We start from the raw sequence: 14,894 nt of genomic DNA, 5'->3' as shown, positions 1-14,894 counted from the left end.
AGGGAGGAAAGGTTCATGAAAAAGAGATTTTTTTCACGGGGACTATTTTTCACGATGATGTTGGTCTTCGTACTGGCGCTTGCGGCGTGCTCGGAGAAAGAGGCAGCAACACCAACGCCTTCTTCGAACACAGGGGAGACGAAGACAGAGGAGAAGCCTGCTAATGAAGAGGGCGTGTACTCCATTGAGGATTTTAACAATGTTAAAACCAACGAAGGAACTGCCATTGAGGGTGGATCCATCACGTACGGACTCGTGTCCGACACAGCGTTTGAAGGAACATTGAACTTTAACTTCTACTCCGGTAATCCGGATGCGATGGTTCTGGGTTGGTTCGATGAAGGTTTGCTGACTTGGGATAAAGACTATGTATATACCAATGATGGTGCAGCAACGTATGAAACATCCGAAGATGGAAAAACGTTCACACTCACCATTCGTGATAATGTAAACTGGCATGATGGTAAGCCGGTAACAGCAGAAGATTTGCAATTTGCTTATGAAGTTATCGGTAACAAGGCTTATGATGGTCCTCGTTACGATTCCAACTTCACAAGTGTAGTAGGTATGGATGAATACCATGCTGGAAAAGCAAAAACGATCTCGGGTATCAAAGTGCTGAGCGACAAACAAATCAGCATCACATACAAAGAATCTACACCGTCCTTGCTGACAGGTGGCGTATGGACATATCCGCTGGCTAAACATATCTTCGGTGATATGGATGTAGCAAAAATGTCTTCTTCCAAAGAAGTGCGTGAAACTCCAATCGGTTTTGGTCCATTTAAAGTGGAAACCATCACTCCAGGTGAGTCTGTAACATTTGTGAAAAATGAAGACTACTGGCGTGGAGCTCCAAAACTGGATAAAGTGACTTTGAAAGTTATCAACCCAACAACGGTTGTTCAAGAATTGAAATCTGGCGGGGTAGACCTCGTGGATGCATTCCCTACAGATCAATATAAAGACAATGCAGATATGTCCAATGTGGAATTCCTGGGTGCAATCGACCGTGCTTATACGTACATCGGTTTCAAACTGGGTACATGGGATGAAGAAAACGGAAAAGTTGTAACGAATCCTGATGCAAAAATGGCTGACAAAAACTTGCGTAAAGCAATGTGGATGGCTGTAGACAACGACCAAGTCGGCAAACGTTTCTACAACGGTCTGCGTTGGAACGCAACAACATTGATTCCGCCGTCTCACCCTGAATTCCATGATTCCAACAATCCAGGTGTAGCATATGATCCTGAAGCAGCCAAAGCTTTGCTTGATGAAGCTGGCTACAAATTGGACGGAGAATTCCGCACCAATCCAGATGGATCGCCACTGGAGATCAATTTCGTATCTATGACAGGTGGCGACACTGCTGAACCACTGGCACGTTATTATGTTCAATCTTGGGCAGCAATCGGCCTGAAAGTGAACCTCGAAATGGTTGAATTTAACAGCTTCTATGACCGTGTAGGTAACACAGGTAAAGATGATCCAAACATCGATGTGTACCAAGCAGCATGGGGTGTAGGTATTGACGTAGACCCAGCAGGCTTGTATGGTCGCGATGCACTGTATAACTTCTCCAGATTCTCAAGTGAGAAAAATGATGAGTTGCTTGCAAAAGGTGTCTCTGCTGAAGCCTTCGACGTAGACAAACGCAAAGAAATCTACAATGAATGGCAGCAGTACATGGTTGATGAAGTTCCAGTATTCCCGACGCTGTACCGTGCTGTAGTAGCACCGGTCAACAAACGTGTGATGAACTACGCTATTGGTGATGGAACGGGGATCTACCTGAACGATCTGGCTGTTAACGCAGACAAACCAGTAGTGGCTGAGTAATTATACTTTTCTTATTCTAACTATAAGTGCCATGTTCTCAAGGAAAGGTTACTTTTGAATCTATGAGCAGCCATAAGGATTGGGGTCCTTTGACGAAGTCGGTTGCTCGATCGGGTAAATGAATTCCTCTGGGTACGATAAAAAGTGTCAATTAAAACATGGATTCTATCACTCTGGCATGGGGTGAATAGAGTCCATGTTTTTTTGATGACAAAAAAATAAAAAAAATTTAACTTTTTTGCAAAAAAGTGCAGACCAAATGCCTCTTTCATTCGTCTATATCTATAAGAGGTGATTCACTGATGAAAAGATGGTGGAAACGGGCAGGAATGCTGCTGGCTCTGCTGGTCATTATATATGTGGGTGTTAAACCGGACATACTTATAGGGAAACCGGGAATCAAGGCAGAATCTGCGGTACTGATGGATTTGAGTACAGGCAAGATCCTGATGGATTATAACGGTTCAATGGAAATGGCCCCTGCGGGTATCAGCAAGTTGATGACAGAGCTGCTCGTGATGGAAGCTGTTATGAATGGCGAGGCACGCTGGGATGATGCGGTTAATGTTAGCCTGTACGCCAGTTCGGTGGGGGGCACTCAGCTTGCACTTAAGCAAGGTGAGAAATTTACAGTACAGGAGCTTTTCCAGACGATGGCGGTGTATTCCGCTAATGATGCAGCTGTCGCGCTTGCAGAGCATATTGGTGGCACAGAGCAGTCGTTTGTACAGAAGATGAACGAGAAATCCTCAGAGATTGGCATGTCGACGGATACTGTCTTCAGGAATTCAACAGGACTAAGTGAGAAGCAGCTGGGTCCTAACCGTCCTGATGTAATTCAGGGACAGACCGTTATGACAGCTACGGATGCATGCAAACTTGCACAATATCTGATTGAAAATTACCCCGAAGTACTCAAGGTCTCCAGCCAAACGCAGGTCTCCATGCATCAAAAAGGGATTTATATGAGTAACACGAACTGGATGCTATCGTCCATTGGAGGACCTTACACTTACGACGGCAATGACGGATTGAAAACTGGCTATGATCCACTTACAGGCTACCACTTTGTAGGAACAGCAGAGCGCGATGGCAAAAGACTGATCTCGGTCGTATTTGGTACAGAAAGCCGCGAAAGCCGTTTTAACGAAACGCGCAAACTACTCAATTATGGTTTCTCTGGCTCAAAGAATTAAATGTTGCCGTATTCCCCTAACTGTAAACTTATGGATTATCATGGTAAAATGATTTACGAATAATTCCAAATTATTCTGTAATTCACTTATAAGGGGGACTTAATATTGAACGCAATTAGCAAAAAGGTATATGCTGTAACGCTAACCATGGCCATGTCCATTGCTCTGATTCAGCCTGCAGTTCTGGCAGCCGAAGCAAGCAAGCCTACAGCAGCCGTTGCTGAAGCCATAACTTCGAAGGCAGCACAGACGCTTCAGCAACTGGGATACATAGATGGTACAACAGATGGAATGCAACAAACACAGACACCAATAACGCGTGCTCAAGCAGCAATCATTCTACAACGTGTACTTAAGCTCGATACACCTGCATCTCTTACAGGCTTCGCTGATGTTCTGGCTCAAGACGAAGCTGCACCGGCAATCTATGCATTGAAGCAAAGTGGTCTCATTCAGGGACAAGCCAAAGGCTATGCACCGGATGCACCACTCACACGGGCACAGATGGCCTCATTATTTACCCGGGCATTTGAATTGAAAGATAACGGAATACAGGTCGTATACAGTGATATGAAACAGATTCCCGCAGTACATGCAGAGGATGCGATCCGCCTCAAGCAGCATTTTATCATTGAAGGCAGTGCATTTAATGCCAAGGGTACAGTGACTCATGGTGAATTTGCCGAAGCATTGTATCTGGCACTAGGGCTTGATGTAGCAGCCGAGGGCCTTACACCATTAGAGGATTTCTTCAAGCAACCTGCTCAGGCTGGATTCCAGATGTCGCCGGACGGCAAGCATATGGCCTATCTCGAACCGTGGAATAACCGTATGAACGTTGTAGTTAAGGAAAATGGCAGTACAGGCAAGCCGATCCGGATTACGAGTGAAACCGATCGCAGTATTGCTGCCTTTGTATGGGCTACCGACGATAAGTTGCTCTATGTGAAGGATGAAGCCGGAGACGAGAATTATCATATTTATGTTACGGATATGGATGGGAAGAACAGCAAGGATCTTACCCCATACCCCAATACAAGAGCCATGTTGGTTGATCCGCTGGAGAGCATTCCAGATGAAATTCTGGTGGGCATGAACAAACGTGATCCTCGAATCTTTGATGTATACCGCATCAACATTAAGACAGGCGAAGCTGTGCTTGCTGCCGAGAATCCAGGTAATATCTCGGGCTGGTTAACAGACCACGAAGGTAAGATTCGTGTAGCCGTATCCAGTGATGGCAACGTATCCTCGTTAATGTATCGCGATTCGGAGGATAAACCGTTTGAGCCATTGCTAACCACAGAGCTGGGAGAGACGTTTGTTCCTCTGATGTTCACCTATGACAACAAAAATATCTATGTTGCGTCTAACCTGGATCGGGATAAAACAGCTATCGTGGAATTTAGCTCGAGCACCAAGAAGGTAACCAAAACCATTTATGAAAACAAAGACGTGGATGTAAGCAGCTTTGTGCCTTCCAAAGAGAAGGGAACAATTCTTGCAGCAGTTTATGAGACAGACAAGGTAAACTATGAATTCTTCGATGACGAGTTCAAAAAATTAATGCAGGATCTTCAAGCCAAAGTACCCGGCAAGGAAGTTAGCATTTCCAACATGAGCGAAGAAGGTCAGGTCCTGTTCGCCGCTTATAGTGACAAGTCGATGGGCACCTATTATTTCTACGACTCGAAGACAGGCAAGCTGGATAAACTGGCTGATGCTGCACCATGGATTGATGAGAGCAAAATGTCAGACATGAAACCTGTGACCTATACGTCACGTGATGGTTTAACCATTCATGGCTATCTGACACTACCTAACGGGGCGGAAGCTTCCGGGCTACCACTCGTTGTTGTCCCGCACGGCGGTCCATGGGCTCGTGACTCATGGGGCTTCAGTCCGGAAGTCCAGTTCCTTGCCAGCCGCGGGTATGCTGTACTGCAGGTGAACTTCCGTGGCTCTACTGGCTATGGCAAAGCGTTCCTGGATGCAGGAAACAAAGAGTGGGGCAAAGCGATGCAGAACGATCTTACGGATGGCGTAAACTGGCTGGTGAAAGAAGGGACAGTTGATCCAGAACGTGTAGCCATTTACGGAGGATCTTATGGAGGTTACGCAGCGCTAGCTGGACTGGCATTCACACCGGACGTGTATGCAGCCGGCATCAGCTATGTGGGACCTTCCAATCTGTTCACCCTGCTGGATTCCCTTCCACCCTATTGGGAGTCTGAGCGGAACATGTTCTATGAGCGCATGGGTGATCCGGTGAAGGACAAGGAGCTGCTGACTGCAGCCTCACCATTGTTCCATATCGATCAGATGAAGGCGCCGCTATTTGTCGTACAGGGTGCGAATGATCCGCGGGTTAAACAGGCAGAGTCTGATCAGATCGTGGAAGCACTGCGTGAACGTGGTGTGGATGTACCTTACATGTTAAAAGCGAATGAAGGTCATGGCTTCGCTAATGTTGAGAATCAGCTTGATCTGTATCGGGCCATTGAGAAATTCCTCCATCGTCACTTGATGCAGTAATAGTGTACATTCAAGTTATTCTGTTTACTAAATTAAGAAGCCATAGGTTATCTTCATAAGTCAGCGAGCTGTCCCTCAGATTAGATTCAAACATAATCTGGGGGCAGCTTTTTTCTTAAAAGCATGCTAATTACCAGAGTAAATTCATATTAATGAATTGACATATGAAATCCCTTTGTTTTAAAATGACCAGTGAGTCATTATTGTTTTATTTTGTTTAATATATATGTAGCATCCCGGCATAGGCTGGGTCATTGTGATCTGATCGGGGAGGTAAGAAGAGATGCAAAAACAAATGAAATGGCCGCTCATTTTATTTGCGATAGGGGTATTCATGGCTGCACTCGATAATGGTATTATCACGTCATCGCTGACAACGCTAAATGCTTCGTTTGGCGTATCTCCAACGTGGGGAGCATGGACAATTACCCTCTATACGCTTGGTCTTGCGGTGAGTGTACCGATTGCAGGGAAGCTGTCGGACCGTTATGGCCGCAAAAAGCTGTTTTTGATTGAAGTCGCACTGTTCGGAATAGGATCATTGCTTGTCGCAATGAGTCCATCATTTACCTTCTTCCTGATTGCGCGTGTCATCCAGGCACTGGGTGGTGGCGGGATCTTTATTATTGCCAGTTCGTATGTGCTGAGTAAGTTTCCTGCTGAACGTCAGGGTACAGCCTTAGGCTTGCTTGGAGGCATGAATGGTGTTGCTGCGATTCTGGGGCCGAATATTGGTGCTTTTATTTTGGATATTACGGGAAATTGGCACTGGTTATTCCTCATTAATGTACCGATCGCCATTCTCTTATTTATCGCGGGCATTCGATTCATCCATGAAGAACAGGAGTTGAATCGCGCTGCTGTGGACTGGAGTGGTATTGCCGTTCTCACACTCGGGGTATTGAGTTTGATGTACAGCTTCAGTAATCTGGACGGCGTAGATATGCTGCAGAGCCTCGGCTCGCCGATGTTCTATGGATTTTTCCTGGCAGGTGTGGTCATTCTGGTGCTCTTTTACTTTTTGGAAAAAAGGCTGGAAGGCTCGCAACGTGAACCTGTCGTATCGACTCAACTTCTGGGCATTGCGTCCTTTCGTTGGACGCTGCTGATTGCCTTTTTCTCGGGAGCCATTCTGGCATCCGTGATCTTCATTCCAGGCTTCGTGGAGCAATATCTGGGTGTATCCAGTACAGCTTCAGGTTATTGGTTTACCCCGCTTGCCTTGGCATCAGGTATTGGTGCAGGTGGTGGTGGTTACCTGGTTGACCGCAAAGGACCGATCTGGACCTTATCCGTTGCCGGTTTGCTGTCTGCGATTGGATTCCTGCTGTTCCCGCTATGGGTAGAGCATATCTGGCAGTTCGTCATTGCGAGTGTGCTTGTGGGGATCGGTTTCGGCATGATGCTGGGGGCGCCGGTAAACGTGCTCGTCACGGAACAGGCTGGTGAGAACAACAAGGGCATTGCCGTTGCAACCAGTTCCTTGTTCCGCCAGATGGCGATGGCCATTGCGCCTACCATCTTTGCAGGATTTCTCGCACGTTCGTTCTCCAACTTGGGCTCCAATATTCAGACAGGGCTCGCTGATCAGGGAATCCAGGTTCCTCCAGAATTGCTTCAACAGTATGCCTCAGGAGCAGGCGGAGCATCGGGAGGCGATGTGGCGAGTCTGACGGAAGGATTGTCCCAAATTCCTGACCCAGGTATTCGGGATGTGCTGATCCAAGCCGTTCATCAAACGACTGGTCAAGGCTACAACGGGCTGTTCTGGTCTGCCGTTATCTTCAGTGTACTGACCTTGGCAGCTGCCCTGATTACTGGACGTTTGCGTACAAGAGAGAAAAACAAACGTGTGGATACAGTATCCACCAATTGACCTTATAGAATAGATCTACGTATAATTTGAAGAGAACAGCCTTACCTTTGAACGAGCCAAAAAGGAAGTGCTGTTCTTTTCAATTTAACCGTATTGTAACTTTTCGTCCTGTAGCAATGTTTAAAATAGAACGAGCGTGAGCGTTGTTCCTGCCCGAGATAGAGAAAAGTTCAGAGAGCACCGTGTCATAAGCAGTTTCAGACGTTTAATGATATGTAGTATCGAATTTCATTTTGACAGTGAAGAAGGAATCGATGAATGAAAAGCAGAACTAAAGAAAAGAAGAAGAAAAGAAGAAAAGGCATATATATAACTCTCGTGTCGCTCGTTGTTTTGTTGATTGGCGGGTATTTGTTTCGCCAGCAGCTCGCTGTAGCTGCATTTGACCTGTTCCTGGCGGGCTCTGTAGAGGGCCAGTTGTCCAAATCGTATGTTCCGCAAGAGGGCAATAAAACGCCTGACCCAACCGTCTATCGCAAAGAGCCGTTTTCGGTGCTGCTGCTTGGTTCTGACAAACGTGCTTACGAGAAAACGCGTGGTCGCTCGGATACGGTCATTTATGCCGTGGTCAGACCGAAAGAATCACGTGTATTGCTCGTATCCATCCCCCGTGATACTTATGTGCAGATTGTTGGACGTGATGCCAACAAGGATGGCATAGATGATTACGACAAACTTGCGCATGCCTACGCTTTCGGAGGGGAGAATATGTCCATTAATACGGTGGAGAAGTTTCTGGATGCGGATGTAGGCTACTATGCAACGATCAATTTTGACGGAATCAAAAAGGTCGTGGATGCGCTTGGTGGAGTGAAGCTGCCGATAGAAGAGGATATCGTGAACAAGGATCCGAATCACGTACAATTCACGATTGAAGGCGGCAAACCGATCTATGATGGTCAGGAAGCCCTTTATTATGTAAGATACCGCGAGGATAGTGATTTTAATCGTACCAAGCGGCAGCAGATTTTCCTGAACGCCATGGCAAACGAAATGCTGAGTCTGAATCAGATTACGAAAATTCCGGAATTGATTCAGATTATGGGAGAGAACTTCCAGACAGACATGCAGCCATCATTTATTACTGATCTGGCCAAACAGGTCATGACCCAGGATAAACCGCAAATCTCGAGCTTCACCATTCTCGGCGAAGGGATGCGTAAAGACGGTATCTATTATGGTCAGGCGGATGAGAAGGATGTCCAATATGCCAAAGAGCTGATTAACAACTGGATGGATGAATCGACCCCAGCCGGTGAAGTCATGGTTCCAGACCGGCAAGCGATCGACTAATGAATTCCATACAGACCATGTGTATGACAACAATCAGCAGTACGTTAATGAGCGGGCTGCTGATTTTTTTCATTGGAGGGCGATTTTAACCTTTTGGAACATCTTGCGTTTTGATCCGTATAATATAAGTTGAGGCGTAACTTGAAGTAGAAATACAAGGAGGATACGTAAGGGTATGAACATCGCATTTTTTTTGCTGCCTAAGCAAGAGGTTACCTGTGTAACGTCGGATTCTACTCTGCGGCAAACGTTGGAACGAATGGAGTATCATCGATTTACGGCGGTACCCATTTTGAATAAGGAAGGCAAATATATAGGCACGGTCACCGAAGGTGATCTGTTGTGGTATATGAAAAACGCTGAGGGAAAGATTTCGTTTGAAAACGCTTCAAAATTTCTGCTCAAAGATGTACCTCTTCGCCTCGATATTAAGCCGGTATCCATTGATGCCAATATGGAAGACCTGATCAATCTCGCCAAGGTACAGAACTTTGTGCCTGTAGTCGATGATATGGAACGTTTTATTGGTATTGTACGGCGCAGTCAGATTATTGAATACTGTGAAGGCATTGTCTCCAAAGAGTCCATGAAAGCCAAGTAAGAAATAATAAATGAAATTAAGCTTCATTGAACGCGGATAATCAGAGCCTCTCAGTATCATGTTAAGCATTAGGAAGCATAAGAAGCGCGGGCATTTTCCTGCCATGGGGGATGATTTTGTGGACCCCCTTTTTATGCTATAATGGAGAATAAAGCTTTTTCGGGGAGAGTGACTTTCGCCAATATGCCTAAAGAACTGGATGTAGCCAAACGCGCTAAAGTGATTGAATGGCTGAAAACCGAAGTACTTGACCAGGTATCCCGATTGTTTAAAGCGTTATGGGAAGGCAGTACCTCCCGCATCGGGGACAGTCTCGCCAGTCTGATGATGAGTAGTTACATATTGGGCCGAAGGCTCGGTATTCCTTTCAAGGATCTGGATGCATTGTTAATTGAGAAGTTGAGAAAGCACAAATCGGAAGGTCACCAGCTTGAAGACTGGTACCAGGATATATCCGCGCTAGAAGATCATATGCGTAAGAGGTGAATTTGTTGAAATTTAGCTTGAAGTCAGCCGTCTGGAGCGCAGTATACCTGCTCTTGCTGCTTTCGCTGTTAACTCCTTTATCGGTTCTCGCCATATTTTTCATGATGGTTCCTGGAGTTATTTTGTATGCTTCCTTATCTGTGAAATCATTTATATGGCACCTTGTTCCGGTAGCGGTCATATTAGTCCTGTTTCATCCGATCTATCTATTACTGCTGCTGCTGTTCACCCTGCCTGCGATCATTATGGGTAATGCCTATAAGAAAAGGAAATCGGCCTTGTTCGCATTATTGTCGGGAACCGGAGCCATGCTGGCAGAATACCTGCTGCTCTTGCTGATTGGAAGTGTTATCTTCCAATTCGATCTGTCGAGTTATATTGATGATGTAGTGAGACTTACAATTGAGCCACTGACGAATACGTCTAATCAAATGGTAAATGGCTTTGCGTGGACACCTGAAATGACTCAGGATGTCGCAAGGCAGACACAACTTATGATTCCGTTCGCTTTGGTTGTGACATCCATGGTGATGTCGCTCATCACACACGTGATTGCTCGTCCTATTTTGAATGTGATGGGTGTATCCGTATCGAAGCTGCCACCAGCGCGCGAATGGCGTATGCCTCGTGCTCTGATCTGGTATTATTTCCTGGCACTGCTCTTCGAGGTCATCTCCAGACAGAGCGATGGGACATACTGGACGATGATTGCGATGAACTTGTCGCCTTTGATTAATCTGGGCTTCATGATTCAAGCCATCGGTTTCTTCTTCTTCCTGGCACATGCGAAGAAGTGGAACCCGGTTATACCGTATTTGCTGGCGGTTGCGGTCTTCTTCATTGGGCCGCTTCGGATTATCGGGATTATCGATCTGGCGTTCCCGCTTCGCGAGGCAATATCGAGACCAAAACGTTAGGGTGATGAGTCATGCCTAAATTTCTGAAGAAACGCTGGCACGGCTACTATACCGTATGGGCGTTCATACTGCTGCTTCTGCTTGTTATGTTCGTGACCATCTATAACTGGGCGCTTGGTTTGATTAGTCTGATACTGGCTTCAGCGCTGGGAATCGTCATGATTAAGGCGGAGATGGCGTTCCGCCGCGAGCTTAACGACTACATTAACGGCCTGTCCATTCGCATCAAACGAATGGAGGGCGAAGCAATCAGCATGCTCCCATTCGGGATCGTGCTGTACAGCGAGGATCGTACGGTAGAGTGGCACAACCGCTTTGTTGGGGAGATGTTTCAGGAAAAGACGATGGTGGGCAATCCACTGCTTAACCTTTTCCCGAAGCTGCCTCAGCCGAAAGAAAAAAAGGATGGAACCAAAGAACCGGCCAAGGAACTTCATGATGAGTTCCAGTTGGATGACCGGTTCTATGGCGTTATTCATAACCCGCAGGAGCGGTATGTATATGTTTACGAGATCACGGAGCTTGCCATACTGCGCGATAAATATGAGAATGAACGCATTGCACTGGGTATTCTGGTATTGGATAATCTGGATGAGGCTTCACAAGGGATGGACGATCAGCAGCGAACTGCGCTTATCGCGCGGGTAACAAGCGAGATTACATCCTGGGCGAAGAGATATGAAGTTTACTTACGCCGTCTCTCTTCTGACCGCTATCTGATGATGCTGAACCATAAGTCGCTGCAGGAGCTCGAACAGAGCCGTTTCGTCATTCTGGATGAAGTGCGAGAGATGACGGCAGATCTTAAAGTTCCGATGACACTCAGTATTGGACTTGCATTTGGTTCGGATACGATCAGTGAGATGGGTGAACTGGCACAGTCCAGTTTGGATATGGCGCTTGGACGCGGCGGGGATCAGGCTGCTGTGAAGTCCGGACAACGCTTGTCCTTCTACGGCGGAAAATCCAATGCTGTGGAGAAACGTACACGGGTCAGAGCACGGGTAATTGCCCATGCTTTGCGTGATTTGATGCAGGAGAGCGATCGAGTGCTGATCATGGGTCACAAGATGCCCGACATGGATGCAATCGGAGCTTCAATTGGCGTGTGGAAGGCAGCAAGTTTATACAATGTAGAAGCAAGAATTGTCCTGGATGGAATCAACCCATCCATCGAACGATTAATGGAGCAGGTGAATAAGGATGAGAAATTGTCCAAAGCCTTCATCTCACCTGAGCAAGCGACACAAATGATGACGGAGCATACGTTGCTCGTAGTGGTGGATACCCATAAGGCATCGATGACGATGGAACCGAAGCTTGTGCAATCGGCCAATCGCGTCGTGGTGGTAGATCACCACCGCCGCGGAGAGGAATTTATTAACGATGCGGTATTAATCTATCTGGAGCCATATGCTTCTTCGGCTGCGGAGCTGGTGACTGAGCTCCTGCAATATATTCATGACAAGGTACAATTCACTCCGCTTGAGGCAACGGCTCTGCTAGCCGGGATTACGCTGGATACGAAGCATTTTGCACTGCATACTGGCTCGAGGACATTCGAAGCCGCAGGTTTCCTGCGCCGCAGTGGTGCAGACACCATTATGATCCAGCGTCTCATGAAAGAGGATTTGTCAGAATATATTGCTAAGGCAGAAATCATAAAGCATGCTAAAATGGTATACGGGAATATTGCGCTGGCGGTCACGGATCCCGGCAGCAAGATTTCACAGATGATGATTGCCCAGGTGGCAGACACATTGCTGAATATGACGGATGTGGTCGCTTCATTTGTTATTAGTGAGCGTCCGGATGGACTGATCGGCATCAGTGCAAGGTCACTGGGCCGCATGAATGTTCAGGTCGTCATGGAAAGGCTTGGCGGTGGCGGACATTTGACGAATGCTGCCGTGCAATTGGAAGGAACGCTTGGAGAGGCAGAAAAACGGCTGATGAACGTACTGGCTGAAATCGAAAAGGAAGAGGGGCTGTTCGAATGAAAGTCATTTTTATAAAAGATGTAAAAGGTCAAGGGAAAAAAGGACAAGTGAAGGAAGTATCCGAGGGATACGCACAGAATTTCCTTCTGCCACGGGGAATGGCACGCTTGGCTACAGACGGTAACATGAAAACGCTGGATAACCAGAATGCAGCGGAGGAAAGACGCAAGCAGGAAGAGAAAGCTGAAGCGGAAGTACTCGGCAAAAAGCTGGAAGCAGAAGTCACTGAGCTGAAAGCAAAATCCGGCGAAGGCGGCCGATTGTTCGGTGCAATTACAAGCAAACAGATCGCTGAAGCTCTGGCTGCAAAAGGTCTGAAAGTCGATAAACGCAAAATTGAGCTGGACGAGCCTATTCGCACACTCGGCGTAACGCAAGTAACCGTCAAGGTTCACCCTGAAGTGAAGGCTACCTTGAAGGTACAGGTAACGGAGGAGTAAGATGGGCGGCGAAATGTTATTCGACCGGATTCCCCCACAGAACCTGGAAGCCGAACAGGCTGTGCTGGGTGCAATCCTGTTGCAGGGCGAAGCCCTGATTACAGCGATGGAACGGGTGCAAACCGAGGATTTCTATGATAAGCCCCATCAATTGATATTTGAAGCGATGATTCAGCTTGGAGAGGAAAATCAACCGATTGACCTTGTCACGCTGACTTCGCGTCTGAAGGATAAAGGCGAGCTGGAGGACATTGGCGGCGTTAGCTATCTAGCGAAGCTGGCTCATGGTGTGCCTACGGCTGCCAACGTGGATTACTACGCACAGATTATCGAAGAGAAATCGATGCTGCGGCGCTTGATCCGTACAGCTACGCAGATTGTTAGCGAAGGCTATACGGGCGGTGAAGACGTTGCTGCAATGCTCGGTGAAGCAGAGCGGCGCATTTTGGAGATTTCCAACCGTCGTTCCAGCAGCGGTTTTATCGCTATTCAGGATGTACTGATGGAAGTGTTCGACAAAGTCGAGACGCTGCATCAGAACCGGGGAACCACAACGGGAATTCCGTCTGGATTTATCGATCTCGACAAGATGACTGCCGGATTCCAGCGTAGTGACTTGATTATTGTAGCTGCGCGTCCTTCGGTAGGTAAGACAGCCTTTGCCTTGAATATCGCTCAGAATGTTGGCATTCGGGCACAAGAGACGGTGGCCATCTTCAGTCTGGAGATGTCAGCCGCACAGCTGGTACAGCGTATGATCTGTGCGGAAGCCAATCTAGACGCAGGGGTTCTTCGTACTGGTGAATTCAAAGGGGACGAGGACTGGCAGAAGCTGACGATGGGGATCGCTGCATTAAACGAAGCAGATATCTATATCGATGATACGCCAGGGATTACCGTAGCCGATATTCGTGCCAAATGTCGTCGACTCAAAAAAGAAAAAGGTCTTGGCATGATTCTGATCGACTACCTCCAGCTGATCAGCGGCCGCGGTAAAGCGGGCGAGAACCGTCAGCAGGAAGTATCAGAGATTTCGCGTACACTGAAGCAGATTGGCCGGGAACTTGAGGTTCCGGTTATTGCCTTATCCCAGCTGAGCCGGGGTGTAGAGCAGCGTCAGGATAAACGTCCGATGATGAGTGACTTGCGGGAATCGGGTTCGATTGAGCAAGATGCGGATATCGTAGCGTTCCTGTACCGGGATGACTATTATAACCAGGAGACCGAGAAGAAAAATATTATCGAGATTATTATCGCCAAGCAGCGTAATGGTCCGGTAGGTACGGTTGAGCTGGTGTTCCTCAAAAACTTCAATAAGTTCGTTAACTATGAGCGGGCACATAATGATGCCTTTGCCATGTAGATGATAGTTACTTTATTTTTTGCTAGTTAATAGAGAAGATCCTGTGCTCATCAACTACTAGTTAATATGGACTTATAAATAGATTCAAATTACGATATGTAGGGCCTTAATTCTATCGTGCAATTAAACCGGGGTTAGCCGTCAAGCTAGTTTTGACAGGCTGCCCCGGTTTTTTGCGTGAAAATATGGGGTTAATTCCGAACATTAAAGTAGTGCGATTACCAATTGTTCGCCATTTCATTTGACTTTGAAATAGGGGACTGGTACACTAGAATTGCTGCGTTAAAGCAGCGAAAACCTTCCTTGATATGTAACACGAGGGGGATTTTCACTGTCCGTTAGCAC

At 47.0% G+C, this 14,894-nt stretch carries 11 protein-coding genes; all 11 read left to right on the top strand.

The features are described 5' to 3' along the window. Nucleotides 1-15 precede the first annotated feature (15 nt). The 11 genes from MHB82_RS29715 (at nucleotide 16) to dnaB (ending at nucleotide 14,549) form a co-directional block, all read left to right on the top strand. Entirely contained in the window at nucleotides 16-1,842 is a 1,827-nt protein-coding gene (locus tag MHB82_RS29715) for an oligopeptide ABC transporter substrate-binding protein (protein ID WP_110756523.1), read from the top strand. A gap of 302 nt (nucleotides 1,843-2,144) precedes the next feature. Beyond that, the gene (locus MHB82_RS29710) at nucleotides 2,145-3,038 is read left to right on the top strand and encodes a D-alanyl-D-alanine carboxypeptidase family protein (protein ID WP_258377555.1); all 894 of its coding nucleotides are present in this window, start codon (nucleotides 2,145-2,147) and stop codon (nucleotides 3,036-3,038) included. Nucleotides 3,039-3,143: 105 nt separating this feature from the next. Next, nucleotides 3,144-5,573, top strand: coding sequence for a S9 family peptidase (locus tag MHB82_RS29705; RefSeq protein WP_341176556.1), 2,430 nt, complete (start codon nucleotides 3,144-3,146; stop codon nucleotides 5,571-5,573). A 283-nt stretch (nucleotides 5,574-5,856) separates the two neighbouring features. Next, nucleotides 5,857-7,449 carry an MFS transporter gene (locus MHB82_RS29700; protein ID WP_341176555.1) on the top strand — a complete coding sequence of 531 codons (1,593 nt, stop codon included), beginning with the start codon at nucleotides 5,857-5,859 and terminating at the stop codon, nucleotides 7,447-7,449. A 258-nt stretch (nucleotides 7,450-7,707) separates the two neighbouring features. Beyond that, nucleotides 7,708-8,742, top strand: a complete 1,035-nt coding sequence (locus MHB82_RS29695) for an LCP family protein (RefSeq protein ID WP_095362197.1) — start codon at nucleotides 7,708-7,710, stop codon at nucleotides 8,740-8,742. 175 nt (nucleotides 8,743-8,917) lie between these two features. Next, nucleotides 8,918-9,343, top strand: coding sequence for a CBS domain-containing protein (locus MHB82_RS29690; RefSeq protein ID WP_095362198.1), 426 nt, complete (start codon nucleotides 8,918-8,920; stop codon nucleotides 9,341-9,343). Between the two features lie 183 nt (nucleotides 9,344-9,526). Continuing rightward, nucleotides 9,527-9,829, top strand: a complete 303-nt coding sequence (locus MHB82_RS29685; protein ID WP_095290575.1) for a MazG-like family protein — start codon at nucleotides 9,527-9,529, stop codon at nucleotides 9,827-9,829. 5 nt (nucleotides 9,830-9,834) lie between these two features. Further along, entirely contained in the window at nucleotides 9,835-10,746 is a 912-nt protein-coding gene (locus MHB82_RS29680) for a DUF2232 domain-containing protein (RefSeq protein WP_095362225.1), read from the top strand. An 11-nt stretch (nucleotides 10,747-10,757) separates the two neighbouring features. Further along, a complete protein-coding gene (locus MHB82_RS29675) occupies nucleotides 10,758-12,746 on the top strand; it encodes a DHH family phosphoesterase (protein ID WP_341176554.1) in 1,989 nt (662 codons plus the stop codon). Beyond that, the gene (gene rplI, locus MHB82_RS29670; RefSeq protein WP_095290578.1) at nucleotides 12,743-13,186 is read left to right on the top strand and encodes a 50S ribosomal protein L9; all 444 of its coding nucleotides are present in this window, start codon (nucleotides 12,743-12,745) and stop codon (nucleotides 13,184-13,186) included. The genes MHB82_RS29675 and rplI overlap by 4 nt, the downstream gene beginning before the upstream one ends. Before the next feature lies 1 nt (nucleotide 13,187). Beyond that, nucleotides 13,188-14,549 (top strand): replicative DNA helicase, encoded by a 1,362-nt coding sequence (gene dnaB / locus MHB82_RS29665; protein WP_095362200.1) that lies wholly within the window; start codon nucleotides 13,188-13,190, stop codon nucleotides 14,547-14,549. Nucleotides 14,550-14,894: the final 345 nt, after the last annotated feature.

It is taken from the genome of Paenibacillus sp. FSL K6-2862 (assembly GCF_038005125.1).
GTDB classification, from domain to species: Bacteria; Bacillota; Bacilli; order Paenibacillales; family Paenibacillaceae; genus Paenibacillus; species Paenibacillus illinoisensis_A.
This window is presented reverse-complemented; position numbering and strand designations above follow the sequence as displayed.